27 protein-coding genes, 1 tRNA gene and 1 riboswitch are annotated in these 26393 nt (G+C 74.9%); of the genes, 7 read left to right on the top strand and 21 right to left on the bottom strand.

All coding sequences use genetic code 11. The features are described 5' to 3' along the window. Position 1 precedes the first annotated feature (1 nt). Positions 2 to 784, bottom strand: a complete 783-nt coding sequence (locus ACIRD3_RS32995) for an NRDE family protein (RefSeq protein ID WP_402223908.1) — start codon at positions 782 to 784, stop codon at positions 2 to 4. Between the two features lie 126 nt (positions 785 to 910). Between ACIRD3_RS32995 and ACIRD3_RS32990 the strand changes: the two genes are divergently transcribed. After that, positions 911 to 1447 carry a carboxymuconolactone decarboxylase family protein gene (locus ACIRD3_RS32990; protein WP_402223906.1) on the top strand — a complete coding sequence of 179 codons (537 nt, stop codon included), beginning with the start codon at positions 911 to 913 and terminating at the stop codon, positions 1445 to 1447. Between the two features lie 14 nt (positions 1448 to 1461). Next, positions 1462 to 2289, top strand: a complete 828-nt coding sequence (locus tag ACIRD3_RS32985) for an isocitrate lyase/phosphoenolpyruvate mutase family protein (RefSeq protein ID WP_402223905.1) — start codon at positions 1462 to 1464, stop codon at positions 2287 to 2289. Positions 2290 to 2416: 127 nt separating this feature from the next. On the opposite strand, the gene ACIRD3_RS32980 is transcribed toward ACIRD3_RS32985, so the two are convergent. From ACIRD3_RS32980 to ACIRD3_RS32930, 11 genes are all read right to left on the bottom strand, one after another. Beyond that, positions 2417 to 2647, bottom strand: coding sequence for a hypothetical protein (locus tag ACIRD3_RS32980; RefSeq protein WP_402223903.1), 231 nt, complete (start codon positions 2645 to 2647; stop codon positions 2417 to 2419). 5 nt (positions 2648 to 2652) lie between these two features. Continuing rightward, positions 2653 to 2910, bottom strand: coding sequence for a hypothetical protein (locus ACIRD3_RS32975; protein WP_402223901.1), 258 nt, complete (start codon positions 2908 to 2910; stop codon positions 2653 to 2655). Between the two features lie 30 nt (positions 2911 to 2940). After that, on the bottom strand, positions 2941 to 4059 hold the full coding sequence (locus tag ACIRD3_RS32970) for a cytochrome P450 (protein WP_402223899.1): 1119 nt from the start codon (positions 4057 to 4059) through the stop codon (positions 2941 to 2943). Then, positions 4023 to 5501 carry a cytochrome P450 gene (locus tag ACIRD3_RS32965; RefSeq protein ID WP_402223897.1) on the bottom strand — a complete coding sequence of 493 codons (1479 nt, stop codon included), beginning with the start codon at positions 5499 to 5501 and terminating at the stop codon, positions 4023 to 4025. Before ACIRD3_RS32965 ends, ACIRD3_RS32970 begins: the two co-directional genes overlap by 37 nt. After that, a complete protein-coding gene (locus tag ACIRD3_RS32960; RefSeq protein WP_402223895.1) occupies positions 5498 to 6136 on the bottom strand; it encodes a GTP-binding protein in 639 nt (212 codons plus the stop codon). The genes ACIRD3_RS32965 and ACIRD3_RS32960 overlap by 4 nt, the downstream gene beginning before the upstream one ends. Continuing rightward, positions 6114 to 6479 carry a DUF742 domain-containing protein gene (locus tag ACIRD3_RS32955; protein WP_402223893.1) on the bottom strand — a complete coding sequence of 122 codons (366 nt, stop codon included), beginning with the start codon at positions 6477 to 6479 and terminating at the stop codon, positions 6114 to 6116. The genes ACIRD3_RS32960 and ACIRD3_RS32955 overlap by 23 nt, the downstream gene beginning before the upstream one ends. Beyond that, entirely contained in the window at positions 6476 to 6889 is a 414-nt protein-coding gene (locus ACIRD3_RS32950) for a roadblock/LC7 domain-containing protein (RefSeq protein ID WP_402223891.1), read from the bottom strand. Before ACIRD3_RS32950 ends, ACIRD3_RS32955 begins: the two co-directional genes overlap by 4 nt. Positions 6890 to 6939: 50 nt before the next feature. Next, positions 6940 to 8154: a sensor histidine kinase gene (locus ACIRD3_RS32945; RefSeq protein ID WP_402224011.1), complete on the bottom strand. Its 1215-nt coding sequence runs from the start codon at positions 8152 to 8154 to the stop codon at positions 6940 to 6942. Positions 8155 to 8726: 572 nt separating this feature from the next. Further along, positions 8727 to 9293, bottom strand: a complete 567-nt coding sequence (locus tag ACIRD3_RS32940; protein WP_402223889.1) for a TetR/AcrR family transcriptional regulator — start codon at positions 9291 to 9293, stop codon at positions 8727 to 8729. Positions 9294 to 9333: 40 nt separating this feature from the next. Next, a complete protein-coding gene (locus tag ACIRD3_RS32935; RefSeq protein WP_402223887.1) occupies positions 9334 to 10161 on the bottom strand; it encodes an alpha/beta fold hydrolase in 828 nt (275 codons plus the stop codon). Between the two features lie 126 nt (positions 10162 to 10287). Next, on the bottom strand, positions 10288 to 10578 hold the full coding sequence (locus ACIRD3_RS32930; protein ID WP_402223885.1) for a YiaA/YiaB family inner membrane protein: 291 nt from the start codon (positions 10576 to 10578) through the stop codon (positions 10288 to 10290). Between the two features lie 197 nt (positions 10579 to 10775). Then, a riboswitch (cyclic di-AMP (ydaO/yuaA leader) is annotated at positions 10776 to 10934 on the top strand. Between the two features lie 12 nt (positions 10935 to 10946). Between ACIRD3_RS32930 and ACIRD3_RS32925 the strand changes: the two genes are divergently transcribed. Next, positions 10947 to 11795 (top strand): M23 family metallopeptidase, encoded by an 849-nt coding sequence (locus ACIRD3_RS32925; RefSeq protein ID WP_402223883.1) that lies wholly within the window; start codon positions 10947 to 10949, stop codon positions 11793 to 11795. Between the two features lie 111 nt (positions 11796 to 11906). Here ACIRD3_RS32925 and ACIRD3_RS32920 read toward each other — a convergent pair whose 3' ends face one another. Then, positions 11907 to 12782: a hypothetical protein gene (locus tag ACIRD3_RS32920; RefSeq protein WP_402223881.1), complete on the bottom strand. Its 876-nt coding sequence runs from the start codon at positions 12780 to 12782 to the stop codon at positions 11907 to 11909. A 42-nt stretch (positions 12783 to 12824) separates the two neighbouring features. Here ACIRD3_RS32920 and ACIRD3_RS32915 point away from each other — a divergent pair, with 42 nt between their 5' ends. From ACIRD3_RS32915 to ACIRD3_RS32900, 4 genes are all read left to right on the top strand, one after another. Next, entirely contained in the window at positions 12825 to 13400 is a 576-nt protein-coding gene (locus ACIRD3_RS32915) for a GNAT family N-acetyltransferase (protein WP_402223879.1), read from the top strand. A gap of 113 nt (positions 13401 to 13513) precedes the next feature. Further along, positions 13514 to 14254 carry a sensor domain-containing protein gene (locus tag ACIRD3_RS32910; protein ID WP_402223877.1) on the top strand — a complete coding sequence of 247 codons (741 nt, stop codon included), beginning with the start codon at positions 13514 to 13516 and terminating at the stop codon, positions 14252 to 14254. Between the two features lie 106 nt (positions 14255 to 14360). After that, on the top strand, positions 14361 to 15113 hold the full coding sequence (locus tag ACIRD3_RS32905) for a class I SAM-dependent methyltransferase (RefSeq protein ID WP_402223875.1): 753 nt from the start codon (positions 14361 to 14363) through the stop codon (positions 15111 to 15113). A 35-nt stretch (positions 15114 to 15148) separates the two neighbouring features. Continuing rightward, entirely contained in the window at positions 15149 to 15595 is a 447-nt protein-coding gene (locus tag ACIRD3_RS32900; RefSeq protein ID WP_402223874.1) for a GNAT family N-acetyltransferase, read from the top strand. Here the strand turns inward: ACIRD3_RS32900 and ACIRD3_RS32895 are convergent. The 8 genes from ACIRD3_RS32895 to ACIRD3_RS32860 form a co-directional block, all read right to left on the bottom strand. Then, the gene (locus tag ACIRD3_RS32895; RefSeq protein WP_402223872.1) at positions 15592 to 16761 is read right to left on the bottom strand and encodes a hypothetical protein; all 1170 of its coding nucleotides are present in this window, start codon (positions 16759 to 16761) and stop codon (positions 15592 to 15594) included. The two genes, ACIRD3_RS32900 and ACIRD3_RS32895, sit on opposite strands and share 4 nt — an antisense overlap. A 441-nt stretch (positions 16762 to 17202) precedes the next feature. Continuing rightward, entirely contained in the window at positions 17203 to 17988 is a 786-nt protein-coding gene (locus tag ACIRD3_RS32890; protein WP_402223871.1) for a hypothetical protein, read from the bottom strand. Between the two features lie 196 nt (positions 17989 to 18184). Continuing rightward, a tRNA-Met gene (locus ACIRD3_RS32885) sits at positions 18185 to 18258 on the bottom strand. Between the two features lie 93 nt (positions 18259 to 18351). After that, a complete protein-coding gene (locus ACIRD3_RS32880) occupies positions 18352 to 19710 on the bottom strand; it encodes a PrsW family intramembrane metalloprotease (protein ID WP_402223869.1) in 1359 nt (452 codons plus the stop codon). A gap of 115 nt (positions 19711 to 19825) precedes the next feature. Further along, positions 19826 to 20656 (bottom strand): tRNA (guanosine(46)-N7)-methyltransferase TrmB, encoded by an 831-nt coding sequence (gene trmB, locus ACIRD3_RS32875; RefSeq protein WP_402223867.1) that lies wholly within the window; start codon positions 20654 to 20656, stop codon positions 19826 to 19828. A gap of 104 nt (positions 20657 to 20760) precedes the next feature. Further along, positions 20761 to 21996, bottom strand: a complete 1236-nt coding sequence (gene lhgO, locus ACIRD3_RS32870; RefSeq protein ID WP_402223865.1) for an L-2-hydroxyglutarate oxidase — start codon at positions 21994 to 21996, stop codon at positions 20761 to 20763. A gap of 566 nt (positions 21997 to 22562) precedes the next feature. Next, positions 22563 to 24140: a TROVE domain-containing protein gene (locus ACIRD3_RS32865; RefSeq protein ID WP_402223863.1), complete on the bottom strand. Its 1578-nt coding sequence runs from the start codon at positions 24138 to 24140 to the stop codon at positions 22563 to 22565. A gap of 620 nt (positions 24141 to 24760) precedes the next feature. Next, positions 24761 to 26188 (bottom strand): MFS transporter, encoded by a 1428-nt coding sequence (locus tag ACIRD3_RS32860; RefSeq protein WP_402223861.1) that lies wholly within the window; start codon positions 26186 to 26188, stop codon positions 24761 to 24763. Positions 26189 to 26393 lie beyond the last annotated feature (205 nt).

Below are 26393 nucleotides of genomic sequence, written 5' to 3'. Positions count from 1 at the left end.
CTCAGTCGGTCGCGACCCGCCGCCAGCCCGAGCCGTCCGCCGCCACCGGCGCGGCCGCGAAGTCGTACCGCAGCAGGTCCGGTCCGAGTGCGAGCAGCGAGATCGACGAGGAGCCCCAGATCCGCCCGTCGCCGAAGTCGCGCCGCTGGACGAGCGCCGCGTCCTCGTCCGGCGCCAGTCCGTCGTCGGCGACGATCGGCAGCCAGTCGCCCCAGGCCCGCGCGGTCGGCCCGGCGCCGGTCGGCCGGGGCCGGGGCGCGGCGCCGAAGCGGGCCCGGAAGTGGGCGGCGCGCGCGGCCATCAGCGCGCTGATCCGCTCGGAGGCGGTGCGGTCGGCGGCCGGGCCCTCCACTCCGTCGTTGAGCACCACGCTGAGGCCGGTGGGCAGGTCGTGCTGCTCCAGCCGTCCGCCGCCCCAGCTGGCGACGCGGGCGCCGTCCGGCCGGACCAGGACGAGGTGGAAGGGGTCGTACGGGGTGAGGTCGAGGTGGCCGATCCCGCCCTCCGTGACGGCGGTGAGCGGCAGTTGACCCCGGGTGAGCCGGGTGCCGGCGGGGGCGGGCGGGCCGAAGCCGTTCAGCAGGCAGGCGGCGGTGCGCCGGGCGGGGTCGACGGCCAGCCAGGTGCCGCCGGCCGCGAGGTCCAGTCCGCCGAGCAGGCCGGGCCGGTCCGGCCAGTGGTGGTCCGGCGGCAGCCAGGCGCGCCCCAGGTACTCGTCCCGGACGGACAGCAGCAGCACCGGTACGGCGGCTCCGGGTTCGACGCTGACGAACGCCGTGCACACGACCTGCCCCCTGACCTCGTCCTGTCAGCGATCCTCGCACGGCTGTTCGCAGGCCGGAAGTGGCCCAAGGAACCCGGTGCCGAATGCACCAGGGCGGCGGGCCACTGCCCTCCTAGGCTGGCGCTCATGACGACGAACGACACCGTGACGGCCGCGACGGCCCAGACGGCTCCCACGACCTCGACGACCCACGACGGGGCGGCCGGCGCCCACGTGCCCGCCCCGGCCCAGCGCATCGTGCTGCCGAAGCTCGCGCCGGCCTACTACCAGGCCATGGTCGCCGTGGACCAGGCCGCCCGGACGGGCCTCGACCCGGTGATCGTCGAACTGGTCAAGCTGCACGCCTCGATGATCAACGGCTGCGCCTACTGCATCGACATGCACTCCACCGACGCCGTCCGGCAGGGCGAGCAGGAGCACCGGCTGCTCTCCCTCCCGGCCTGGCGCGAGACCCCCTGGTTCACCGCCCGCGAGCGCGCCGCCCTGGCCCTCACCGAGTCCGTCACCCTGCTGACCGAGGGCCACGTGCCGGACGCCGTGTGGGCCGAGGCCGCCGCGCGGTTCGAGGAGGCGGAGCTGGCCCAGCTGGTCGCGCTGATCGCCACCATCAACGCCTGGAACCGGATCGGTGTCAGCACCCGCATGAGCCCGGCCGCGAAGTGAGCGGGGCCGAGACGATGACGACCCACGGAGACCTGGCGACCCAGGGGGAGAAGGCCCGGCTGCTCCGGGAGCTGCACCGCCCGGGCGAGCCGCTGGTGCTGGCCAACGTGTGGGACGCGGCGAGCGCCCGCCTGGTGGCCGCGACCGGGGCGCGGGCGGTGGCGACGGCCAGCGCGGGCGTCTGCTGGTCGCTCGGCGGCCCGGACGACGGCAGCGCCGACCGCGATCGGGTGCTGGCCCGGACCGCCGACGTGGTCCGGTCGGTCGACCTGCCGGTCACCGCCGACCTGGAGAGCGGCTACGCGGCCACCGCCGCCGGGGTCGGCGAGAGCGTCACCGCGCTGCTCGCCACCGGCGCGGTCGGGGTGAACCTGGAGGACGGCGAACACCCCCTGGCGGAGGCCGCCGAGCGGATCGCGGCGGCCCGGGCGGCGGCGGACGCGTCCGGCGTCCCGCTCTTCGTCAACGGGCGCACCGATGTGTTCCTGCTGGGGCTCGGCGCGCCGGAGGGCCGGCTGGACGAGGCGGTCCGCCGGCTGCGGGCGTACGTCGAGGCGGGCGCGGACGGCGTGTTCGTCCCCGGCGTGACCGATCCGGAGACCATCGCCGCCCTGGTCGCGGCCGTCCCGGCCCCGCTGAACGTGCTGGCCGGACCGGGCTCGCCGTCCGTCGCCGAGCTGGCGAAGCTCGGCGTGGCCCGGATCAGCCTCGGCCCGGGCCTGGCCAAGGCGGCGTACGCGGCGGTCCGCCGGGCCGCCGAGGAGGTCTACGCGAGCGGCACCTACACCGCCCTCGACGGCGGGCTGACCTACTCGGAGCTCAACGGGCTCTTCACGGGCTGAGCCCGGTCGTCAGGGGCCCGGCTGCCGGGGCCCGGGTCGTCGGGAGCGCGGCTGTCGGGCCCGGGTCGTCGGGTCCGGGTCGTCGGGCGGCCGGCCGGACGGGGGTCGGCCGGCCGCCCCGGGACGGTCAGCCGAGGCCGTGGTCGAGCAGCCCGCCGGCGGCGCAGGCGTTCCGCCGGTCGCCGAGCACCGGGACCACCGGCACGCCCTGCAGGCAGACGGCGGCCGCGGTGAGCTCCCGGTCGTTCGGCGGGGCGCTCCCGTGGCCGACGCCGGTGTCCTGGTCGGCGACGGCGGGTGCGGCCGGGGCGGCGGCCAGCGCCACCGCGGCCACGGCGAGGGCGAACGGCCTGCGCACCCCGGTCAGCCGATCTGCCCGCTGAGGCCCGGGTGGCTCATCTGGTTGGTGCCGACGGCCTCGACCTCGTTGGCGGTGTGCCCGACCACCGGGAGCTTGCCCGCGGTCTGCAGGGCGAGGTCGGCGGGGGAGAGGTTGAGACCGTCGGTCAGGCCGCCGGTGGCGTCCGGCGAGGAGGCGGTCTGGGTGGTGGCGGAGGCGGCCGGGACGGCGAGGGCGAGGCCCGCCATGGTGAGGGCGGCCAGGGTGGCGAGTTTCTTCATGCCCTGCCGAACGACCCGGCCGCCCTCAGGTCACCGGGTGGCCGGGACCGTCACCCACAGGGTTCGCACGCTGTTGCTGATGAAGGACGCGATCGGCTCGTCGGTCCGTCCCTCCGCCAGGGCCAGGCCGGGGAAGCGCCCGAACAGGTGCCGCAGCGCCGTCTCGGCCTCCAGCCGGGCCAGCCCGGAGCCGAGGCAGAAGTGCGGGCCGTGGCCGAGCGAGAGGTGCCGGGCGGGCTGCCGGGTGAGGTCGAAGCGGTCGGCGTCGGGGTGGTGCCCGGCGTCGCGTCCGGCCGCCGCGTACGAGGCCAGTAGTGCCTCGCCGCGCCGGATCACCACGTCGCCGACCTCGATGTCCTCGATCGCGTAGCGCAGCGGGAACTGCCCGACCGGCGAGTCGTAGCGCAGCGTCTCCTCGACCACCGCCGACCACGGCACCGTGCCGTCCAGGACGAGCCGCAGCTGGTCCGGGTGGGCGAGCAGGCCGCGGACGGCGTTGGTGATCAGGTTGAGCGTGGTCTCGTGCCCGGCGACCAGCATCAGCAGCAGGGTGCCGACCAGCTCGGCCTCGCTGAGCCGGTCGCCGGCCTCGCGGGCGGCGATCAGGTCGGTGGTCAGGTCGTCGCCGGGCTCGGCCCGCTTGGCCGCCACCACCGAGGCCAGCAGGGCGTTCAGGTCCCGCTGCGCGGCGACGGCCGCCGCCGGGGTGGCCGCGCTGGAGACCAGGGTGTCGGAGAGCTCGTGCAGCTCGTCCTGCTGCTCCAGCGCCAGGCCGAGCAGTTCGCCGATCACCTGCATCGGCAGCGGGTAGGCGAAGTGCCGCCGCAGGTCGAACGGGCCGTCCAGCTCGGCGACGTCGTCGAGCAGCGCGAGCGTCCGGGCCTCGATCGCCGGGGCCAGGTCGGCGATCCGGCGCGGGGTGAAGGCCTGCGAGACCAGTCCGCGCAGCCGCCGGTGGTCCTCGCCGTCGGCGGTGACCATGCCGGGGACGGAGATGAAGTTGGCCAGCGGCCAGCCCTCCGGCAGCCGTCCCTCCCGGAACGTCGTCCACAGCCGGGCGTTCTTGCCCACCCGGGGGTCGGCCAGCAGCGCCTGGAGGGCGTCGTGGTGGGTTATCGCCCAGACCACCACCCCGCCAGGGAGCTCCACCAGGACCGCGGGGCCGTCCGCTCGGAGTCGGGCGTTCTCGGCGTGCTGGTCGGCTCCGAAGGGGTCGAGTCTGACGGGTTCGGGGCGGGCTCCTGCGGAGCCGTCGGCGGTGTCCATGCGGGCCTCTCGGGGGCTGGCGGGCGGGGCGGGGTGAAGGCGCTGTACAGCACCGGCAGGGCGGTCAGGGCCCGCGACCAGGGGGACGGGCGCCAGGCCAGGTCGCCCGCCGGTACGGCGAGTTGGAGGTCCGGCAGCCGGTGCAGCAGGGTCTCGACGGCGGTCTCGACGATGATCCGGGCCGGGTGCTGGGCCGGACAGACGTGCCGGCCCGCGCCCCAGGCGAGGTGCGCCCGGTTGCCGCCGAGGGAGCCCTGCGCGGCGGCGGAGACGCCCTGGGCGGCCGGGTCGGCGTTGGCCGCGGCCAGGCCGAGCACCAGCATGTCGCCGGCGCTGATGTACTGGCCGCCGAGCACGGTGTCGCCGGTGGCCCAGCGGCCGGGGAAGTTCTGCGTCGGCGGGTCGCGCCAGAGCACCTCCTCCAGCGCGTCCGGGACGGTGAGCCGGCCGCCGGTCAGGGTCGCCCGGAAACGCCGGTCGGTGAGCAGCAGCCGCAGGGTGTTGCCGGTCCAGTTGATCGAGGTCTCGTTGCCCGCGACCATCAGCACCACCAGGTGGTGCACCGCCTCCTCGTCGGTCAGCCCGGCCGGGTGGGCGAGCAGCCAGGAGGTGAGGTCGGCGCTGGGCGCGGTCCGGCGGCGCCGGACCAGGTCGACCAGGATCGCCTGGAACTCGGCGCCGGCCCGCTGGGACTCCGCGCTGCTGTCCACGAAGTGGCTGATCAGCTCGACCAGTCGGGGCCCGGCCTCGGAGGGCAGGCCGATCAGCTGGGTGAAGACCAGCAGCGGCAGCCGCCGCGCGTACTGGGCGATCAGGTCGGCGGTGCCGTCCGGCCCCCAGCTGTCGATCAGGCCGTTGGCGGCGGCCTCGGTGGTCTCCCGCAGCTGGTGGTGGTCGATCTGGGCGAGGGTGTCCGAGACGGCCGAGCGCAGCCGCTGGTGCTCGGCGCCGTCCAGGTTGAGCAGCGTCGGGCGCCAGGACGTCATCGTCAGCAGCCGGGAGTTCGCGGGCAGCCGGCCCTCGGCGGGCACCCGCCAGCGGCGCGAGTCCTTGGAGAACAGCGCCTCGTTGCGGGTGAGTTCGAGCAGTTCGGCGTAGCCGAGCACGAGCCAGGCCTCGACCCCGGGCTCCAGCTCGATCGGCGCGACCGGGCCGTAGTGCGCGCGCAGCCGCGCGTACAGGCCGTGCGGGTCCTCGGCGACGCCCGGCCCGTACAGCGGGGTGAGCGGCACGCCGACGGGCAGGCCGGCGGGCCCGGCCGCCCCGCCGTGCGCGACCGGGCAGCCGGGGGCGCCGGGGTGGGCGCCGGGTTCGGAGGCGCTCATCCCTGCAGCTCCAGGATCGAGCTGCGGTGCAGGTGGTCGACGAAGTCGATCAGCAGGTCGTACGACTGCCGCCGGTCGCGCGCGTCGCAGAACAGGATCGGCACCTCCGGCAGCAGGTCCAGCGCCGAGCGCAGCTCCTCCTCCGGGTAACTCGGCGTGTCCGGGAAGGTGTTGACCGCCACCGCGAACGGGATGCGCTGCTCCTCCAGCCGACCGAGGACGTCGAAGCTCTCGTCCGGGCGGCGCAGGTCGACCATGGCGATGGCACCGAGCGCGCCGCGCGACAGGTCGTCCCACAGCGGCCAGAACCGCTGCTGCCCGGGCGTGCCGAACAGGTACAGCGCGAGCCGCGGGTTGAGCGTGATCCGGCCGAAGTCCAGCGCGACCGTGGTGGTCGTCTTGCCACCGCGCCCGGTGAGGTCGTCGACGCCGCTGCTGGCGGCGGTCATGGTCTCCTCGGTGCGCAGCGGGGTGATCTCGCTCAGCGAGCCGACCAGGGTGGTCTTGCCGACCCCGAACGGCCCGGTGACCAGGATCTTGACCGCGCCCTGCACCGAGGACGGCAGGTACTGCGGCCCGCCCGGGGCGGCCCCGGCGGCCTCGGCGGCGGCTTCAGCGGAGTTGGCGGAGGCCAACGAGCACCTCTTCCAGGAGGGTTGTGGGCAGGCGTTCGGCCTGCGGGACGGGTGGGAGCACCTGCACGGCGCCGAGGTCCCACAGGTCCCCGACCAGCACCTTGACGACGCCGAGCGGCAGCCCCAGGTGGGCCGCCACCTCGGCGATGGACAGCAGGCTGTGGCAGAGCCCGAGGATGCGCCGGTGCTCCCGGTTCAGCAGGGCGTGCTCGGGCAGTTCCGGGGGTTCGGGCAGTTCCGATCGTCCGGGTAAGGCGCTGACCAGGCTCTCCACGGCCAGCTCCGCCCGAGTGGGGCGGCTGCGCCCGCCGGTGATGACGTACGGCCGGACCGGGCCGCTCACCGGTGGCCCCCCGCCGCGTGGTCGACGCGCGGCGGGCTGGTGAGGTGGGTGCCGATCCGCTCGACCAGGACCTGCATCTGGTACGCGACCAGGCCGGCGTCCACCGCCTCGGTGGTCACCACGGCCAGGTGCGCCCCGGCCCCGGCGGCGACGATGAAGAGGTAGCCGCCGCCGTACTCGATGATGATCTGACGGGTGGCGCTGCCCGGCCCGCCGAAGCCCGTCGCGACGCCGCGGGCCAGCGACTGCAGGCCGGAGCAGGCGGCGGCGAGGCGCTCGGCGTCGTCGCGCGCGATGCCCGCGCTGCGGCCGATCTCCAGGCCGTCGTTGGAGACGACGACGGCGTGCTGGACCTGGGGGACGGCGATGATGTCGGCGAGCAGCCAACCGAGATCGGGGGTGGTGGTCATGGGAGTCTCCGGAGCGCTGGGGAAGTCGGGGGAAGCAGAGCGGGAAACGGTCAGGGGGAGCCGGGCGGGGACTGGCCCCGGGCCCGGGCGGCCGATCGGCCGCTGGCGGTCCCGGCCTGGAACATCGCCATGAACGCCTGCGCGTCCCGGGCCGAGCGGTACGGCGGGTCGGCGGGCGGCGGGGGAGCGGCGTGCTGGGCCGGGCGTTCGGCGCGGTCGCGCCGGTGGCTCCGGCGGGGCAGCGGCGGCGGGGTGTCGCCGGTGCCGGGGGTCCGGCCGGGCGGTGGGGTCTCCACCAGGGGGTGACCGGCGGGAGAGGCCGGCCGGGGATCCGGGGTGAACGCGCGGTCGTCCGGCCCGAGACCGGGGACGGTGGGCGGCAGCGGCTCGGTGAGCAGCGCGTTCGGCAGCAGCACGACCACCCGCACCCCGCCGTACGGCGAGGGCGCGGAGCTGAGGGTCACCCGGAAGCCGTACTGCTCGGCGAGCCGGCCGACCGCGGCCAGGCCCAACTGCGGTACCTCGCCGAGCCGGGAGACCTCCAGGGTGCTGCCCCCGGCGAGCGCGGCGGCGGCCTTGGCGACGGCCTGCTCGGGCATGCCGACGCCGCCGTCGTCGATCTCGATGACGGCGCCGTTGTGCACCGGCATGAGGGTGACGAACACCTGGGTGCTGGGCGGGGAGTAGCGGGTCGCGTTGTCCAGCAGCTCGGCGATCGCGTGGATCAGTGCCTCGGCCGCGGCGCCGACCACCGCGGTCTCGATCCGGGTGCGGACGACGACCCGCTGGAACGGCAGGATGCGCGACTGGGCGCCGCGCACGACGTCCTCCAGGGTGACCGGTTCCGGCCAGTGCCGTCCGGCCCGCGCGCCGCACAGCACGGCCAGGGTCTGGGCCAGCCGGGCCTGTTGGGCGGCCGCGTGGTCGGCCTTGAGCAGGCCCTCCAGCAGGGCCGGGTCGTCGTGGGTGCGTTCCATCTCGTCCAGCAGCGCCTGCTGGTCGTGGGCCATCACCAGGATCCGGCGGGCGACGCTGAGGAAGGCCCGCTGGGTGGAGGCGGTGAGCTCCTGCTCCTGCTGGACGGCGGCCAGTTCGGCTCCGCGGCGGGAGAGTTCGGTGCTGAGCTGCTCCTGCAGCCGGTCGAGTTCGCGCTGCAGCCGGGCGGAGCGGCGGCGGTGGGTGACGGACACGGCGTGGTAGCGCGCGGCGGCCACGAGGGCGAGGACGGCGAGTACGCCGGTTGCCGTTACGGACCACTGAGTCATCGTCACGCGGCGAATTCTAGGGTGATGATCCTACGAAGGTGTGAACGGATCTCGCCAAGTGACCGGATCTCGTCAATATCGAGTCAATCCGGCCTCAATCCGGCCTCGTTCGCCCCCGACCACCCCGCCTGGCGGTGCCTCGGAACGGTGTCACCGGGCCACCCGCGCCACGGCGAAGTCACGCCTGATGGCCGATTCGCGCTCCGGGATGTGTGGGGTGTGTGTGCAAGGTGTTGCGGAAGTTGTGACATCCGGTGCAGGAGCAGCAGGGGCACGCCGTCCGGCCGGGACCGCCGCTCGGTCACGTCCAGGGTGAGCGGACCGGCCGGGCGCTCCAGCGCGGGCGCCGGCCCGATCAGCCCCGGCCCGGTCTGCCGGGTCCACGGCTCCAGCCCGCCGAGCGTCCGCTGCACCGACTCGTCGTAGTCCCCCTCGCGGTCCTCGACCAGACCGCCGGCGTACACCGGCCGGGGCATCCAGCCGTCCCGGCGGCAGTGCGGCATGCCCGACTTCTGGTGCACGTCTCTCGGTCGGAGGCCCTGACGGGCGGCTTCTCGTGTGCGGGGGGCTCCTCAGGCCGGCCAGGTGCGGAGGCCGGTGGTGAGGGTGGTGATGAGGCGGTCCTGCGTGGTGGTGAGGTCTTCGGCGAGTTGGAAGGCGCCGGCGGTGGTGAGGGAGGCGAATCCGTGGGCGAGGGAGCGGACGGTGCGGGCGGCGTGGATCGCCTCGGAGCCGTCGAGGCCGTACTCCCGCAGGACGGCGACGATCACGCCGACGAGCCGGGCGGCGGCCCGGGCCAGGTCGTCGTCGAGTTGCGGGGCCTGGGGGAGGGCGTTGTAGCGGTGCGGGTGCTCGACGGCGTACGCGTGGTAGGCGCGCAGGACGGCGGCGACGGCGCCGTCCCCGCTGCGGCCGACGGCGGCGTCCGCGAGGCGGTCGGCCAGTTCCTCGGTGACCCGGACGGCGATCAGCCGCCGGAGTTCGGCGAGCCCGCCGCTGACGTGCTTGTACAGCGAGGGGGTGGCGACGCCGGCCCGGGCGGCGACGGCGGCCAGGGTGAGGGCTTCGGCGCCCTGGTCGTCGATGAGGGCGAGGGCGTGGTCGACGACCTGGTCGGGGGTCAGTCCTACGCGGGGCATGGTCGGGTCTCCGTACGGAAGCGGGGCGGGGGCCGGTGGCTCAGGCGAGTTCGGCGAGGAAGGGCAGCAGGGCGTCCGCGGTGGCCTGCGGGTTGTCGGCCATCGGGTAGTGCCCGGATCCCTCGATCATCGCCTTCCGCGCGCCCAGGGCCGCGACCTGCCGGTCGGCGAGGAGTTCCGGCTTCGGGAAGTCGGGGTCCTTGCTGCCCATGACCACGAGCGCGGGGCACCGCACCGCGGTGGTCCAGCCGGTCGGCGCCGAGTCGCCGGTGACGTACCCGCGGGTGGCGGTCTTCCGGCCGGGGGTGCGCAGGGCGGCGACCAGTCCGTTGACGTAGTCGTCGAAGTCGGCGGGCTTGGCGCCGGGGAAGGCCATCCGGCGCAGGTAGAAGCCCCAGAAGGCGGGCCAGTGGACCAGTGCCGCGCCCATCAGGCCGAGGACGCCGCGCATCAGGGTGCCGGGCTGCGGGTTCTCGACGAAGGCGTCGATCAGGACGATCCCGGCGATCCGCTCGGGCGCGTCCCCGGCGGCCTTGACCACGGTCGCGCCGGTGTACGAGTTGCCGGCGAGGACGGCGCGCCGGATGCCGAGGTGGTCGAGCAGGGCGAGGACGTCGCCGGCGATGGCGGCCGGGCCGTAGTCGTCCCAGGCGATGGAGGAGTCGCCGAAGCCGCGCAGGTCCATGGTGATGACGCGGTGGCCGGCGGCGACGAGCAGCGGGCGCAGGTGCCGGTACGCGGCGCGGCTGTCGAGCATTCCGGGGAGCAGGACGACGGGGGTGCCGTCGCCCTGGCGGGTGTCGTCGAAGGCGATCCGCCCGCCGGGGACGGTCAGGTACTGGGTCTCCGGGGTGATGGTGGCGTTCATGGTGGGCCTCCTCGGTCCGCTGCTGCGGTGCATCGGCGGTGCTGCCGATAGCCATAAAGCTAAGGCTAATAGCCTTAGCCGTCAAGCCCTCGACCGACCGAGGAGAGGGGGGAGGGGGTCCGGGTCTCAGACCCCCTCGACCTTGAACGGGTCGTGCTCGCTGAGCAGCTTCTCCAGCCGGGCCTGGTCCACCCGGCTGACGATCTCGGCGGACTCGTTCCGGTCCCGGATCACCTTCGCCAGGGTGAACGCGGAGGTGACGGTGTAGAGGAGCCCGATCCCCAGGAACGCCCGGGTCCAGCCGCCGACCGGCAGGTAGGCGATCCCGACGGCGAGGGCGATGCCCGACAGGGCGAAGGAGAGGACGGCCTGGACGTAGTACGCGGCCGTGGTGCGGTTCTTCATCGGTGCGCTCATGGCGTCAGGATGCGGCCGCCGGGTCGGGCCGCACATGAGTAGGAGTACTCAGATGGGGTGCTCGTATGAGGGGGTCGTTCGTTGACGTCCGATCACCTGCTCCCCAGCGGTCCCGGACGGATGGCTTGGAATCAGGGCGTCCTAGGATTAACGTCTGATAACGCAGCGCGGTCGTCAACGCCGTACCCAGACGGCACCGTGCGCCGTCGCCTAATCCCGCCGGCCGGCCTCCGGGCAGGTCAGGGAGCCGGGGAACCACGTTCCTTGGGGTGAATCGGCGGGGCTCCGGCCCGGCCGTAGGAGACCTTCCTGCTCCGAACCCGTCAGCTAACCCGGTAGGCGCGAAGGAAGGAAAGGAGCGCGCCTCCGTGGCGTCGACGCACACCCCGGCACACCCGGCCGGCCCCGCAGCCGGTACCCAGCTCCTCGACCACCCCGGTCCGGACGGGCCCGAGTCCCCCGGTCCCGAGTCCTTCGGTCCCGAGGCCGAGACCAACCGCCACCGGATGCCGCGTCAGACGCGCGGAGCCTCCCCGCTGCTCGGCGTCACCGCCGTCGCCGCCACCCTGGGTGCCACCGGCTTCGCCTCGGCCACCCCGGCCGCCGCCCCCGCCGTCGAGGCCCCGGACGAGAGCCCGGTCGCCCTCTCCGCCGACCCCGGCCTGGCGCTCGCCGCCCGCATCCAGCAGCAGGCCGACAGCCAGCGCACCGCCGCCGAGGAGACCGCCCGCGTGCAGGCCGCGCAGGAGGCCGAGGCCAAGGCCGCCGCCAAGGAGGCCGAGGCCAAGCGGGCCGCCGCGGAGGCCGAGGCCAAGCGCGCCGCCGCGCTCACCCTCCCGGTGAAGGACTACCGGCTCTCCGCGCACTACGGCCAGAGCGCCCGCTACTGGGCCAACCTGCACACCGGCCTGGACTTCGCCGCCGACACCGGCACCCCGGTCTACGCGCTCGGCCAGGGCACCATCACCTCGGCCGGGTGGTCCGGCTCGTACGGCTACCGGATCGTCGAGACCCTGCCCGACGGCACCGAGATCTGGTACTGCCACCTCTCCTCGATCATCAAGGGCTCCGGCGGGGTCACCGCCGGCCAGCAGATCGGCAAGGTCGGCGCGACCGGCAACGTCACCGGCCCGCACCTGCACCTGGAGGTCCGCCCGGGCGGCGGCGCCCCGGTCGACCCGGAGCCCTGGCTCCAGCAGCGCGGCCTCACCCCGTAACGACGCCCGAGAGCCCCGGCCGCCCGGAAGCCCCCGGCGCCCGAGGCCCCCGGACACCGAGAAGCCCCCGGCCGCACGCGACCGGGGGCTTCTCGCGCCGTCGCGCCGCTCTCACTCCTCCGCGGGCAGCTGCGCCAGGTACGCGTCGATCTCCTCCGGGCCCGGCTCCGGCGCCAGCTCCGGGAACTCCTCCAGCAGCAGCCGCGGCAGCCCCGGCACCGTCCACTCCCCGAACAGGTCGAGCGCCGCGCCGGCCGCCGCCTCCTCGAACTGCCCGAAGTCCCCGGCCAGTTCGTCCGGCATAGGCCGCCCGAGCGCGGTCAGCTCGGCCAGGTTCCGGTAGCTGCGCCGCATCAGCCCCTGCTCCAGCAACCGCCGGGCGCCGTCCGTGGCCATGCCGACCGACAGCACCCGGCCGGGCCCCCAGCCCTGCTCGTCCGGCTCGTCCAGCCAGCCGGCCGGTGCCAGCGCCTCGAACGCGGCGAGCCGCTCCTCCTCCGCGAGCCCGCCGAAGCCGACCAGCCAGTCCCGCACCGCCTCGCCGTCCGCGACGTCCACCCCGTGCGCGTGCAGCAGCAGTGCGTACAGCCGGGGCCAGGTCACCAGGTCGGCGCGGCGCAACAGCCCGGCCGCGACCTCGCCCTGCCACTCGGCCTCCGCGTGCAGCCGCTCCTGGCGCTTGGCGTTGAGCCGCCGGGCGGCCCGCTGGTGGTCGACCAGCAGCCGGACGGCGTCGCCGTACGCGAGCGGGTCCGCCTCGGGCGCGGGTTGGACGTACAGGTGGAGCCGCTCGTAGAGCAGGTGCTCCACCGCGTTGGAGGTCAGTTCGGGCCAGCCGTCGTGCATCCTGCCCTCGCCCAGCTCCAGCAGCGCCAGCACCGTGCGCAGCGGCTCCTCGGCCACCGGCGCGCGGCCCTGCTCGGCCGCCCAGGCGAGCAGGTCGGCGGCCCTGGTGCGCGGGGCGAGCCGCAGGTCATCGTCGTTCATAGTCCGAACGGTAGCCGTCGGGGGCGGGTAGGGTCGGCAGCCATGGTCCCCGTACGACTCACCGGCCCCCGCCTGGCCATCCGCGAGTACCACCACACCGATGGCGACGTGGACGCGCTGCACGCGCTGTTCGGCGACCCGGAGGTGACCCGTCACCTGCCCTTCGCACCGCACGACCGCGAGACCTGCGCCGACCAGATCGAGCTCTACCTGGAGGAGGCGATGGCCGAGGAACGGGACACCTACCGGCTCGCCGTCACCAGGCTCGCCGACGCGCCGGACCCACAGGACGCGACCCCGATCGGGCAGGCCTCGCTCACCCTCGACGGGCACCGCTCCGCCGACCTCGGCTGCGTCCTCGGCCGCGAGTCCTGGGGACGCGGCTACGCGGGCGAGATCACCGGCCTGCTCTGCGACTTCGCCTTCCGCACCCTGGAGCTGCCCCGGGTGGAGGCCAGGGTCGCGGTGGACAACACGGCCTCGGCCACGGTCCTCGCCGGCCTCGGGTTCCGGCTGGAGGGACGGGAGCCGCAGGACGGCTCCGAGGGCGGAGCCGGCTCCGCCGGGTACCGCTACGCGCTGCGCCTCGACCAGTGGCCGGGCCCGGCCGGGGGTTAACCCCACCCCCGATCCGCCAGGCCTCCGGATGCCCCCGCCACCCTCCCCACGAGCAGACTGGACGTCGTCGGGGAACACGAACGAGCGTCAGAACGAGGGGCCGGGGCCGGGACATGAGCAGCAGCCGAAGCACGCGGGACCACGAGTGGGACGTCCTGGGCGGTCACGGCGATGACCCGCACCCGGCCCGGGCCCACCGGACCGAGTACCCGCCGGCCTTCTGGCAGGCACCGTTCTCCGCGCACTACTACCGCGAGGTCGGCTACGCGCTCACCGCCCTGCCGGTGGCGATCGCCGGTTTCGCCGCCGCGATCACCCTGTTCTGCTTCGGCCTGGGCACCTTCCTCACCGCCCTCGGCCTGCCCGTGCTGGCCGGCCTGACCACGGTGAGCCGCGGCTTCGGCCGACTGGAGCGGGCCCGGGTGCGCGGCATGCTGGGGCTGGACGTCCCCGCCCCGAAGCCGGTGCGGCAGGTCCGCCCGGGCGGCTGGGGCGCGATCACCGCGCGGCTGGCGGACGGGGCGGGCTGGAAGGCCGCGCTGCACCAGGTGGTGATGTTCCCCTGGGCGATCTTCAGCTTCACCATGACGCTGGTGTTCCTGGTGCTCGGCTGGGTGATGGCGCTCTACCCGGTCTACCACTGGGTCTTCCCGGCCTACACCTCCTGGCGCGGCTACCGGGTGTTCGACTACACGGACAGCCACCACGTCCAGCACGTCTACTACATCGAGGGCACGTGGCAGATCGCGGCGTTCTCGGCGGCCGGGCTGCTGCTGGTGTTCCTCACGGCGCAGCTGGTCCGCGGCCTGACCAACGTCAACCGGGCCGCCGCCCAGGGCCTGCTCGGCCGCTGAGTCCGCAGGTACCGTCCCGGGCTCGCCCCGGCCCCTGCCCCAGCCACGCTCCGGCCCCGTTCGCCCTCCGGGTGCGGGCGGGGCCGGAGCGTGTTCGGATGACCGCGTGTCCGCCACCGGCATTCCCCCCGAAGCCCCGGACGTCCTGGTCACCTCCCGTCCGCTGGACGAGTACTGCGCCCAGTTCGACCTGACCCGGGCCCGGCTCGCCGCCCTGCCCGGCCCGCTGCTGGACTGCCCCGGCGGCGCGGCCGGCCTGGCCGCCGAGGCGGGCGAGCTGGGCTGCCGGGTGATCGCCGCCGACCCGGCGTACGCGCTGCCGCTGCCGCTGGTCGCGGCGGCGGCGCGGGCCGCCCGGGCGGCGATGGCCGCCGCGATGGCCGACCGCCCGCACCTCTACCCCTCGCCCCGCCCCGACCGGCCCGACCGCTCCGAGCGCTACCTGCGCAGCTGGGACCGCGCCCGTCGGCTGTTCGCCACCGACTCCGCCGCGCACCCCCAGCGGTACGTGGCCGCCGCGCTGCCCCGGCTGCCCTTCGCGGACGGCGCCTTCGCCCTCACCCTGAGCGGCTACCTGCTCTTCGCCTACCCCGAACTGTTCGGCCCCGAGCACCAGGTGGCGGCCCTGGCCGAGTTGGTCCGGGTCACCGCCCCCGACGGCGAGGTGCGCGTCCAGCCGCTGCACGACGGGCGGGGCCGCCGCTGCGGCCACCTCGACCCACTGCGGTACGCGCTCGGCGAGCGCCGGATCGCGAGCGAGGTGCACCGCTTCCACCGGGCCGGGGACGACCGTGCCCGCCGCGTCCTGGTGCTGCGGGCCGCCGACCGTCGCCGCCGGACGGGACCGACCTGCGTGTAATGGTCACAAGGCTGGTTCACTCCTATACTCGCGGCATGACCGAGATGACGATCCGGCGTGCCGAAACGGCCGACGCCGACCGGCTCACCGAGCTGATCCAGGCCTCCCGCGCCTACCGCGGCGCCTACTCCGCGATGATCGACGGCTACCGGGTGAGGCCCGACTACCTCGCCCGGCACGAGGTGCGGATGGCCGTGGACGACGTCGACGACCGCCTGCTCGGTTTCTACGCGCTGATCCGCGAACCGGCCGAACTGGACCTGATGTTCGTCGCCGACGAGGCCCAAGGACTGGGCATCGGACGGCAGTTGATCGCGGACATGCTCGACCGCGCGCGGGCGGCCGGGATCGCCGCGGTCAAGGTCGTCTCGCACCCGCCCGCGGAACGCTTCTACCTGCGGATGGGCGCCGAGCGCACCGGCACCCGGCCGCCGCAGCCCAAGACCCCCTGGGAGCAGCCGGAACTGCGCTTCACCGTCTAGGAACCGGCCTCGGAGGTCGCGGAGGTCGAGGAGGTCGAGGTGGTCGAGGAGGTCGAGGTGGTCGCGGAGGTCGCGGCGGGCGCGACCGGCGGGGAGGGCTCTGCGGTCGGCTGCACCGGCACGAAGGCCGTCACCTGCAGCCGGGACAGGATCTTCTCCGCCAGCCAGCTGCGGTCCGACCCGTACGGGATGCCCCGCGGATCGACCAGCTGCGCCGCCACCGCGTCCCGCAGCCGCTGCGCCCCGGCGGCCGGCAGCCGGGAGAGCAGCCCCCGGGCGGCCAGCAGCGCGTGGTACTGCTCGAAGCCCGAGCGCGGGTGCTCGATCGCGTCCAGCACGCTCGCCAGGTCCGCCAGCGCGGGATCGCCCTGCATCAGCGCGAGCGCCTGGATCCGCCGGCCCTCGGAGCCGTCCGTGAAGAGGGCCCGCACCTGGTCGGCGGTCAGCGCCGAGCGCCGGGCGGTCGACCGGACCTCGGCCACCACGCCCTCCGGCCCGGCCGGTGAGCCCGAGGCGGGCGGCAGCTGCGCGGCCAGCGCGGCGGGGTGCTCCGCGCTGCCGCCCAGCAGGCCGAGCTGCTGCATCGCGCGGACCCGCAGGTCGTCCGCGCCGACCTTGTCGCCGTGCCGGTCACGGTCCTGTCCGGCGAGGAAGAGGTCCAGCGCCCGGTCGGCGTCGTTCAGCGCCCGGGGCAGCGCGAGCCTGGTCACCAGCCAGCCCGCGAGGAAGCCGAAGACCAGGAAGTACAGCGCCAGCGCCGCAGCGAAGGGCGCCGCGGCCTCGCCCCCGCCGAGCGTCGGCGCGAGCGCCGTCCCGAGTTCGTGCAGCCGCTCGCCGAGCGAGCCGAGCTGGGTCAGCCCGACGCCGAGCAGCACCTTGGTCAGCCAGTCGGAGACCTGCTCCAGATTGGTGTTGGGCGCGTACGAGCCCTGCGGCTCGTCCGAGCCGCCGCGCACCCGGGGCACCCCGAACAGGAAGCCGAGCCCGCCGCCGAGCGCCGTCGAGGCCCCGGCCACCACCAGGCCGCCGCCGAGCGCCTGCCAGGTCCGGTCCCGGTCGAGCGCGAACAGCAGCAGTCCGATCAGGCCCGTCCCGGCCAGTACGCCGGCGGCACCCCACTGCGCCGTCCGCAGTGTCGAACCGCCCGGCCGTCGCGCCTTCGCCATCGCCCACCCCCTGTGCCCGTGCCGCTCCGCTCCGGAACCCGCGCCGACTCTAGCGCCGCGGCCCACCCCGCGAGCGCGGACGGCACCGGAAACGCGGACAGCACGGGAAACGCGGACGGCTCCGAGGCGCGGAAGGCCCCGGAGGGCGTGGAAGGCCCCGGAAACGCAGACGACCCGCGGGCTGCTCCTCCGCGCCGGCCCGTGCACTGGCCAGGCGCCGAGGCACCGGGGATGTACCGGTGAGCCCGCGGGCCGGGTGACTGCTGTGGATTTCGCCTGCCGGAGGCCGCCGAGGGCCTCACCCTGCGCAGGCAGGGGCGGCTCTAGCGAGCAGCCACCTCACGCATCCTGATGGAACTCAATTCAGGATCACCTCCTTTCAGTGTGCCGCCACCATAGGCAGCCCACCGGCGGGAGGGCAACGGATTTATCCGCCCCCGCTCAGGCGGTCTTGAACTGGCTCTTGAACTTGGTGAAGTCGATGACGTTGTCGGCCGGCGGGGCCTGGATGGTCAGCGGCTTGTCGAAGTCCGTGAGGTCGACCTGGCCGCTGCCGTCCTTGGTGCCGGCGTGCTCGACCCGGACCGGGTAGGGCTTGCCCTCGGTGGCGATGTGGACGGTCGACACCTCGCCCTTGTCGTCGGTGCTCTTGAGGGTGAAGGTCTTCACGCCGTTGACGTTGCCGGCGGAGCCCTTCTCGACCTTGTGGGCCGTGCCGTCGTCCTCGGTGACCTTCTTGGTGAAGTCGGCCAGGGTGCAGACGCTGCTGAGGCCCCCGAGCGAGGGGTCGCTCTCGAAGCCGGTCAGGTAGCGGCCCTTGAAGAGCTCGGCCGCCTGGGCGCCGTTCGGACCGCCGATGGTGGTCCAGAAGTCCTTGTCCGGCTTCACGTACGAGGTCTTGCCGTCGCTGATGATCTCGAACTTGCCCATGCCGGGCATCGTCATGGTGCCGGTGCACTGGTTCTTGTTGTCGATGGACAGGTTGATCTCGGTCTTCCCGTCCTCGTCGACCGAGGTGCCGCTGATCTTGAGGGAGGTGGCGCCCGCCAGGGCGTCCTTGGCCTGCTTCTCGATGTCCTGGGCGCTCAGCTTGTCGGTGTCGAGCTTCTGCGGGGCCGCCGCCTTGGAGTCGCCGCTCTTGCCGCTCTTGTCGTCGCCGCAAGCGGCGGTGCCGGCTGCCAGGAGGAGGCAGATCGCGGCGGTGCTGACCAGGCGCTTCGACAGCATGTGGTGCTTCCTGTCCCGGGGGTGGCCCCAGGCCGTCCCCCAACTGGATGAATTTTTCCTCAGTATCGGCCAGGCGCCTGGTGGCAGATCTTCATATCGCTCGCTGTTACCGCTTCGTGGCGGGACCGTGCTCTGCGCGTACCCGGGAACGCGGAAGGCCCGGAGGACTAATCCTCCGGGCCTTCCGGCTACTGAGTAGCGGGGACAGGATTTGAACCTGCGACCTCTGGGTTATGAGCCCAGCGAGCTACCGAGCTGCTCCACCCCGCGTCGGTGAACACAACAATACGTGGAAGTCGCCGAGATGGGAAATCGCTTCTTCCGGGGCCCTCGGGCCGCTCCCCCGGCGGGTCGCCGACGGCCTCAGGCCGTGCCCCCGGCGGGCCGCCTCCCGGCCCGGGGCGCGTGCCGGGCCGAGCGGGCCCTCGCCCAGGCCGCGAAGCAGACCAGCGCGACGAAGCAGGGCACCATCAGCGCCCCGTACACCACCAGGAAGCCGTCCGTGCCGAGGTCGGCCGCGGCGTTCCAGGTGCCGTGCAGCACCATCGCCAGCAGCAGCCCGGCCGGCGCCGCCAGCCGGGCCAGCCAGCGCCGCCCGGTGGTCAGCGCGACGGCCAGGCCGATCCCGGTGAGCGCGGTGAACAGCGGGTGGGCGAAGGGGGAGAGCAGGGCGCGCAGCACGAAGGTCTGCACGGTGCTGTCGAAGTCGCGCAGGCTGGGCGGGTCGCCGAGGCCGATGCTGTCCAGCCGCTGCCGCTGGTCGCTGGTGAAGGCCCGGCCCAGGTAGAGGGCGTTCTCGGTGAACGCGAAGCCGCACGCGGTCATCCCGCCGAGCACCACCCCGGCGGCCAGGGTGCGCGGCCGGGAGCGGCGGTGCGGGGCCCCGCCGGCCGGTGGGGCGGGGCAGAAGTAGGGCAGCGGCCGCAGGTAGGGGCGCAGCCGCAGCCGGCCACGGGCGTGCGGCCCGGCCGGACGGCGCTGGTACGGGCGGGGGCGCCGGGGCGCGGGCGACCGGCGCAGCAGCGGCGCGCAGGGGCGCCCGGTGCGGCGGCCGTGGCAGCGCAGCCGCCGGCCGAGGGGCAGCAGCAGCACCAGCAGGGCGGTGGCCTTGGCGCTCTCCTCGATCACCGGGGTGGCGATCCCGGCGCCGAGCAGTTCGCCGAGCCGGCCCTGGTGCCTGGTCAGGTAGCTGGCCGTCCAGTTGTTGGCGAGGATGGCGACGCTGGTGGCGGCGCAGGCGCCCCAGCCGAGGCAGAACACGGTGTGCCGCAGCGGCACCCGGGCGGTGAGGTTGAGCCAGGCCAGGGCGCCGAGCACGAAGGGCAGCGGGACCATCGCGAGGCCCAGGCCGACCAGCAGCCCGACGGTGCCGGTCTGCCGTTGGACCAGGCGCAGGATCAGCACCCCGCAGCCCGCCATGGTCAGGACGGCGGTCGCGGTGACCGAGGAGAGCGCCACCGAACGCCTGCGGCCCGGCGGGGCGCCGGGGGAGACCCGGGCGACCGGGGCGACCGGGGCGGCGGCGGGGGCGGCCCCGGGCGGCGCCGACGGCCCTCCCGGACGGGGCAGCAGACGGTGGATCCGGCGCTTCCGGGGCCCCGGGATGGTCCGGGTGTCTCCGGTGCGCGGGACCGTCTCCGGTGCGTCGGCGGCGACCTGAGCAGTCGTCCGAACAGTCGTCCGAACGGCCGGCCGGGGCCCGCCGCCGGACGGGCTGCCCATGCGGCACAGGGTAGGCCACGGCGGCCGCCCGCCGGGAGGACTCGGGACGAACCGGCCGTCCGGGACACGCCCGTACGGCCGGGGCGCGGCCGCCGTTCGAACGGCGGCCGGCGGGTCAGCGGCGGCGGAACAGCAGGTCGTGGACCACGTGGCCCTTGGCGATCCCGGCCCGTTCGAACTTGGTGACCGGACGCCACTCCGGTCGCGGTGCGTAACCGGGGATGCTGCCGTCCGGGTGGTCCGCCGGCTCCAGCCAGCCGGTGCCGTCCCCCTCGGGGTGCAGGTTCTCCAGCTCCGGGGAGGCGGACAGCACCTCCAGCATCTGCTCCGCGTACGGCTCCCAGTCGGTGGCGCAGTGCACCAGGGCGCCGGGGGCGAGCCGGGGCAGCACCAGGTCGAGGAAGGCGGGCTGGACCAGCCGGCGCTTGTGGTGCTTGGGCTTGGGCCACGGGTCGGCGAAGTACACCCGCAGTCCGGCCAGAGAGGCGTCCGGGAGCATGTCGCGCAGCAGGATCACCGCGTCGCCGGCGGCCGTCCGCACGTTGGTGCAGCCGTCGCGCTCCAGCAGGCCGAGCAGGTTGCCGTGGCCCGGGGTGTGCACGTCGGCGGCGAGGATGCCCATGGCCGGGTCGGCGGCGGCCATCGCGGCGGTGGTCTCGCCCATGCCGAAGCCGATCTCCAGGGTCACCGGCAGGCCGCCGAACAGCTCCGGCAGGTCGAGCGGGGTGCCGTCGATGGGGATGCCGTACGTCTCCCAGCTCCGGTCCAGCGCGCTCGCCTGGGCGTTGGTCATCCGGCCCCGGCGCGGCTGGAAGCTGCGGATGCGACGCTCCCGGTGCTGGGCCTCGGTGGCCTTGTGCGGGTACATCGGCGCGGGGTAGGCGGCCGGCGCGGCGGACAGCCGGGCGGACGGCGAAGGCTGGGGGATCGGGGCGGTGGCAGTCACAATCACCCGAGTCTACGGGGCCGCGCGGGGCGTCCGCCGGGGTGTGTGACGGGGCTCATCCGGGCTCCCGCCGGGCGGATGGTCCGCCCGCCGGCCCGGCTCGCTCAGCCGCCCGCCTCCAGTGCGGCCAGGGCCCGGCGGGCCACCTCGCGGCCGATCGGCAGCGAGGCCGTCGCGGCCGGGGAGGGGGCGTTCAGCACGTGCACCGCGCGGCGCGGGGAGCGCGGGTCCGCCGGGTCGAAGCCGGCGAAGGCGAAGTCGTCCAGCAGCGAACCGTCCCGGGCCACCGCCTGGGCCCGCACCCCGGCGGCGGTCGGCACCAGGTCGGCATCGGTCACGGCGGGCAGCAGGCGCCGGACGGCGGCGGTGAACGCCCGCTTGGACAACGACCTGTGCAACTCGCCCACCTCGTACCGCCAGTGCCGCCGCAGGATCCGCCAGGTGCCGGGGAAGGCCAGCGTGTCCGCCAGGTCGCGCGGGCGCACGGTGCGCCAGTCGTACCCCTCGCGGGCCAGCGCGGGCACCGCGTTCGGGCCGACGTGGACGTCCCCGTGGACGCCCCGGGTGAGGTGCACGCCGAGGAAGGGGAAGGCCGGGTCGGGCACCGGGTAGACCAGTCCCCGCACCAAGTCCCGGCGGTGCTCGGCCAGTTCGTAGTACTCGCCGCGGAACGGCACGATCCGCACCCCGGCCCCGTCTCCGGCCAGCCGGGCGATCCGGTCGCTGTGCAGCCCGGCGCAGTTCACCAGCACCCGGCACCGGAGCTCCCCGGCGGCGGTGCCGACGGTCACCCCGTCCCGGCGGCGCGCCACCGTCCGCACCTCGCTGCCGGGCCGCAGCTCGGCACCGGCCTCCCGGGCCAGCCGGGCGTAGGCGGCGGCGACGGCCGGGAAGTCGCAGATGCCGGTGGTGCCGACGTGCAGCCCGGCCAGTCCGGTCACCTCCGGCTCGTACCGGGCGATCCCCGCCCGGTCCAGCTCGGTCACCGGGATGCCGTTCGCCCGCCCGCGCTCCGCCAGGGCCGCCAGCCGCGGCAGCTCGGCGGCGTCGGTGGCCACGATCAGCTTCCCGGTCACCTCGTACGGGAGGCCGTGCTCGCGGCAGAACGCCACCAGCTCGGCGGCACCCGCGACGGCGAACCGGGCCTTGTACGAGCCGGGGCGGTAGTAGACGCCGCTGTGGATCACCCCGCTGTTGCGCCCGGTCTGGTGCGCCGCGAGGCCGGCCTCCTTCTCCAGCACCGCGACCCGAACCCCCGGCCGCGCCCGGGTCAGCGCGTACGCCGTGGCCAGGCCGACGATCCCGCCGCCCACCACCAGCACGTCGACCTCGTCCGCCACCGCCCGCTCCTCGCTCACCGGCTGCCCCCGCCACCGCCGATGCTGCCACGGCCCCCCGGACCGGTCGAGACCACAGCACCCGGGGCCGGGTCCCGCCACCAACGGTGAGCGGCCGGGAAAGCGCCACCCCCGTGGGCCCCTCCCCGACCGCTCACCAGCTCTCCCACACCGCCCCCTCGACCGGCGCCCAGAAGGTCGCCGGGGCGCAGGGCGGTACGCGGCGCCGATCCCGGTTCCCCCGACCGGTGTCGGTGCCGCTTCGCCCGGCTGGCTCCGGCCCCGCGACGACGCGGTCCCCCCGGCCCGCTGCCGTCACGTGGCCCGGCCGTTCGGGGCACCGGTCCCGGCTTCCCCGTGCCGTGTCGGTGCCGACCCCCCCCGAGCCCACGGCCGTCCCCCCGGACCGCTGCCCTCGCGGCGCCGATCGGTCCCGGCTTCCCCGTGCCGTGTCGGTGCCGCCCCCCCGGGGCCCACGGCCGTCGCGGCTGCCGGGCCGCCTCCTCGCCCTGCCTCCCCCCGGCAGGGTGGCTTCCCCGGTCGGGCCGGGGAAGCCGAGGCCTCCGTCCCTACTTCTCCCAGGGCCAGTGGGCGTTCGCCCCGGCCTCCAGGAGGGGGATGAGGCGGAAGGCCGCGTCGCTCAGGCCGCCGAAGGTGTGGCGGTGGGCGCCGCCGCTGGGGGCGTGGGCCGTGGCGTAGCCGGCCAGGTTCCAGGTGTAGACGGGGACCTGGGCCGGGACGGTGGCGAGCGGGTCGCCGCCCCAGTGGTTCGGGCCGGTCTGCTCGTCGGTGACGATCACCACCCGGTCGTGGCCCCGGTAGTGGGCGCGGACGGCGTCGGCGGTGTTGGTGCCGCCGAGGTCGGAGAAACGGTCCAGCACCCGGAGTACCGCCTCGCCGCGGCCGACCTCGATCACCCGGCTGGTGGTGCCGAACTCGACCAGGTCCGCCCGGTCGGCGCGGACCTTCAGCGCGGTGCCGAAGATCGCCGCCGAGTCCGCCCGGTTGAGCTCGGTCGGGCCGTCGGCGCGACCGAACATCGAGCCGGAGCGGTCCACCAGGATCAGCGTGCGGCCGGGCAGCTCCGGCACGTTGGCCAGCGAGTGGCCGAGCGCCGTCTCCAGCGCGTGCCCCCAGCGCAGCGAGGGCGCGTGCCGGTGCGCGGACAGGTAGCGGAACGGGAACTGGCGCGAGCGCCGTACCTCGCCCTTGTCGGAGATCCGCCGGGCCACCTCGGCCGCGACCGCGTCCGACACCCCGGCCTTGTCGAAGTTGCGCAGGTTCCGCACCAGGGCCATCGGCCCCATCGACGGGATGACCGCCTCCCAGACCGACGCGTCCAGCGGGCCCTGCAGCCAGCCGGCCAGCGCCTCCCAGGTGAGCCCGGCGGCGGCCAGCCGCTCGGCGCCGTCCCCGGCGGTCACCGCTGCCCGGCGCTGCTCGACGGGCAGCGCGAGCAGTGCGCGGTTGGCGGTCAGCAGCGGGTCGGACGCGGGCGGGACGGCCTCCTCCGGCCGGTGCCGGCGGTCCAGCGCGTACGCGAACAGCGCACCCTGCCAGGGCTTTTCCGGGTCCGGTGAGGGGTGAGTCAGCTCGATCACGTCACCGAAGCGGTAGCCCTTGCCCGCGGTGTCGTACTTGAGCAGCGAGCGGGCGTCGTAGAGGCGGCGGACGGCGTCCGCGACACCGCGCTTGAGCGGCTTGGGCAGCGCCCGGCCGTAGCGCGAGGTCCAGTAGGCGAGCAGTTCGCCGGGCTCGTCGGCGCGCCGCAGCACTGCCGCGACGGCCTGCCGGGAGTGCCCGTGGGCGCCCGCGTCCAGCCGGGCGCGGGTGAACTCGGCCGCGCCGACCAGGGCGGCGGTGCGCATGTGGGCGTCGTACCGCAGCCAGCGCAGCAGCCCGAGGGTCCATTCCGGCTCGGCGACGGCGAGTTCGCGCACCAGCGCGGTGTACCGGTCGTCACGGTCGCCGCCGCGCTCGTAGAAGGTGTCCTTGCCGACCATGTTGGCCACGGCCAGCAGGAACAGCTCGGACTTGCGGTCCCGGACGTGGCCGGTGCCGCCGTTGTGGTTCCGGGTGAGCTGCCCGGTCGTGGTCACCGGCGAGCTCGGACCCGCCTTGGCCCTGCGGAAGTTGAACCTGGACATGCGACAGCCCCCCTCGGCCTGTTGGTGTCAGTGGGAAGGAGGCATGCCGCTGCAGGGGTGCCCGAGATCGTGCCGACCGTGGGACGGCCGACGTCGGCGGAGGTATATGCCTTGTGCTCTACCGGATTGAGCTAGCGGCCGCGCTCGCGCACGGCACGCCCGGGAATCGAACCCGGAACCCCAAGATCCGAAGTAACCCCCGCCTGCGCACCGGGCACTCCGAAGCGCACTGCCTCCCGAGATCAAGGACTCGGCTGCGGTACGGGTGCTTCACCGCGCCCCATGGGGGCACTCCACAGAAGTAACCGCTGCCGTCGCACCGGGAGGTGCGGAACGAATATTCACGTGTGGGTGTCCAGAGGTCGAAGGCGGCTGAGGTGACGAAGCTGCTCTGGCCACTGAGCTACACCGGTCCGACACCGGTGGCGGGATTCGAACCCGCGACCTGCCCATTTTGGAAGTGGAAGTAACCTCTGCCTGCGCACCTGGACGAGAGAGACCATAGCCAGGCCCCTGTCGCGGGCGCACCTCATTTACCGGCGGGACGCGCGGTCAGGACGCGCCGTCAGGACGCGCGGTCAGGACGCTTCGCCCGGACACCGCCCGGTCGACCCTCCGGATCACGCCGGGGCGACGATCACCGCCCGGGCCCGCTCGGCCAACTCCCGGACCCGGCGCTCGCCGTGGAACGGCTCCAGCCGTCGCAGCATCTCCACCACGTACTCCCGGCTGCGCTGCGAGGAGATCCGGCCGGCCACCTCGACGGCGCGTTCGCCGGCGGCGACCGCGGCGTCCAGGTTGCCCGCCTCGGCCTCGGCCATCGCCGAGACCACCAGCCGCAGGCCGTGCGAGCGGACGAAGCCCTCGGTGGGCTTGGCCAGCGCCTCGCGGGTGAACTGCCGGACCTTGGAGGGCACTCCGAGGTCACGGAAGCACTCGGCGGCGTCGGCGGCGAGCCGGTCGTAGGCGTAGAAGTCGATCCACGCCGGATCGGGATCCCCGGCGCGCGCCCGTTCGAGTGCGCTCTCCGCCGCCCCGAGCGCCGTCGCACACGCCGCCGCATTGCGGGCCTTGGCCTGGGCCCGCGCCTCCACCAGGTGGAAGAAGCTCATGGTGCGGGCGGTGGCCAGGCTCCGGTTGCGCTCCAGGGCGGCCTGCGCGAGGTCGACCGCCTCCTCGGCGAAGCCCCGGTAGCCGGCCTGCAGGCTCATCGAGGCCAGCACGTAGCCGCCGAGCGGCACGTCGGCGGCGGCCCGGGCGAGCCGCAGGGCCTGGATGTAGTACCGCTGGGCGGCCTCGTGCTGCCCGGTGTCGAAGGCCATCCAGCCCGCGAGCCTGGTCAGTTCGGCGGTCGCGCCGAACAGCGCCCGGCCGACCGCGTCGCTGTACGAGGCCAGCAGCAGCGGCGCCGCCTCCACCCGCAGGCACTCCGGCACCATCGACGAACGCCAGTCCCCGCCGCCGTACTTGGAGTCCCACCGGCGGGCCTCCTGGGCGGCCTCGCGGAGCTTGGCGGCGTCGGAGTGGCCGACCCGGTAGGAGGACGCCTCGCTGGGGGAGCGCGGCACCTCGCGGGCCACCGAGCCGTCCGCCGGGGTGATCAGCCAGCGGGACACCGGCGTCGCGTACGCGGCGACCGAGAAGGTGCCGGCCAGGCTGTCGCTCCACCGGCCGCCGCCGGGGCCCCGGCGCAGGTCGAGGTCCACCCGCCACAGGTCGGTGGCGGAGCGGACGGCCTCGGCCACGTCGCGCGGGAAGGCCAGGCCGAGTTCGGGCGCCGGGTCGGTGTCGCCCAGGCCGATCTCCTCCAGCGGGACGGGCCGGCCGAGCTTGCCGCCGATCGCGGTGGCGATGAGGTGCGGGACGGGCCCCTGGGGGACCATGCCCTTGCTGACCCAGCGGGCCACGGAGGTTTTGTCGTACCGCAGGGTCAGCCCGCGCTGGGCACCGAGGTCGTTGACCCGGCGGGCCAGTCCGGCGTTGCTGATCTGGGCGAGGGTCAGGAGCGTGCCGAGCCGTTCGTTCGGTCCTCGTGGGCTGACGGTCATGGTGGCGGCGGCACCTCCTGGCGGCCTTGTGCGCGGGGCCCGGGCGGCACCGGGCCGTAGCTGCTGTACCTAGAGTAGTCGGACGCGTTCCGACGGTTAAGAGGTCCCATTCCGGATGGCGGGATCGCGTACTCGGCCGTGCGGCACGCGGGTTGGTCCGGACCACTCGGATCCGGCCGACCGCGCCGCGCGCCGGAGCGTCGTG

The sequence above is a fragment of the Kitasatospora sp. NPDC093550 genome (genome assembly GCF_044764985.1).
GTDB lineage: Bacteria > Actinomycetota > Actinomycetes > Streptomycetales > Streptomycetaceae > Kitasatospora.
This window is presented reverse-complemented; position numbering and strand designations above follow the sequence as displayed.

What these genes read in the sequence shown, in the direction of transcription:
- ACIRD3_RS32990 (WP_402223906.1), top strand. Translation starts at nt 911, where the DNA reads ATGACGACGAACGACACCGTGACGGCCGCGACGGCCCAGACGGCTCCC.
- ACIRD3_RS32985 (WP_402223905.1), top strand. Translation starts at nt 1,462, where the DNA reads ATGACGACCCACGGAGACCTGGCGACCCAGGGGGAGAAGGCCCGGCTG.
- ACIRD3_RS32975 (WP_402223901.1), bottom strand. Translation starts at nt 2,910, where the DNA reads ATGAAGAAACTCGCCACCCTGGCCGCCCTCACCATGGCGGGCCTCGCC.
- ACIRD3_RS32965 (WP_402223897.1), bottom strand. Translation starts at nt 5,501, where the DNA reads ATGAGCGCCTCCGAACCCGGCGCCCACCCCGGCGCCCCCGGCTGCCCG.
- ACIRD3_RS32950 (WP_402223891.1), bottom strand. Translation starts at nt 6,889, where the DNA reads ATGACCACCACCCCCGATCTCGGTTGGCTGCTCGCCGACATCATCGCC.
- ACIRD3_RS32945 (WP_402224011.1), bottom strand. Translation starts at nt 8,154, where the DNA reads ATGACTCAGTGGTCCGTAACGGCAACCGGCGTACTCGCCGTCCTCGCC.
- ACIRD3_RS32940 (WP_402223889.1), bottom strand. Translation starts at nt 9,293, where the DNA reads ATGCCCCGCGTAGGACTGACCCCCGACCAGGTCGTCGACCACGCCCTC.
- ACIRD3_RS32935 (WP_402223887.1), bottom strand. Translation starts at nt 10,161, where the DNA reads ATGAACGCCACCATCACCCCGGAGACCCAGTACCTGACCGTCCCCGGC.
- ACIRD3_RS32930 (WP_402223885.1), bottom strand. Translation starts at nt 10,578, where the DNA reads ATGAGCGCACCGATGAAGAACCGCACCACGGCCGCGTACTACGTCCAG.
- ACIRD3_RS32920 (WP_402223881.1), bottom strand. Translation starts at nt 12,782, where the DNA reads ATGAACGACGATGACCTGCGGCTCGCCCCGCGCACCAGGGCCGCCGAC.
- ACIRD3_RS32915 (WP_402223879.1), top strand. Translation starts at nt 12,825, where the DNA reads ATGGTCCCCGTACGACTCACCGGCCCCCGCCTGGCCATCCGCGAGTAC.
- ACIRD3_RS32910 (WP_402223877.1), top strand. Translation starts at nt 13,514, where the DNA reads ATGAGCAGCAGCCGAAGCACGCGGGACCACGAGTGGGACGTCCTGGGC.
- ACIRD3_RS32900 (WP_402223874.1), top strand. Translation starts at nt 15,149, where the DNA reads ATGACCGAGATGACGATCCGGCGTGCCGAAACGGCCGACGCCGACCGG.
- ACIRD3_RS32895 (WP_402223872.1), bottom strand. Translation starts at nt 16,761, where the DNA reads ATGGCGAAGGCGCGACGGCCGGGCGGTTCGACACTGCGGACGGCGCAG.
- ACIRD3_RS32890 (WP_402223871.1), bottom strand. Translation starts at nt 17,988, where the DNA reads ATGCTGTCGAAGCGCCTGGTCAGCACCGCCGCGATCTGCCTCCTCCTG.
- ACIRD3_RS32880 (WP_402223869.1), bottom strand. Translation starts at nt 19,710, where the DNA reads ATGGGCAGCCCGTCCGGCGGCGGGCCCCGGCCGGCCGTTCGGACGACT.
- ACIRD3_RS32865 (WP_402223863.1), bottom strand. Translation starts at nt 24,140, where the DNA reads ATGTCCAGGTTCAACTTCCGCAGGGCCAAGGCGGGTCCGAGCTCGCCG.
- ACIRD3_RS32860 (WP_402223861.1), bottom strand. Translation starts at nt 26,188, where the DNA reads ATGACCGTCAGCCCACGAGGACCGAACGAACGGCTCGGCACGCTCCTG.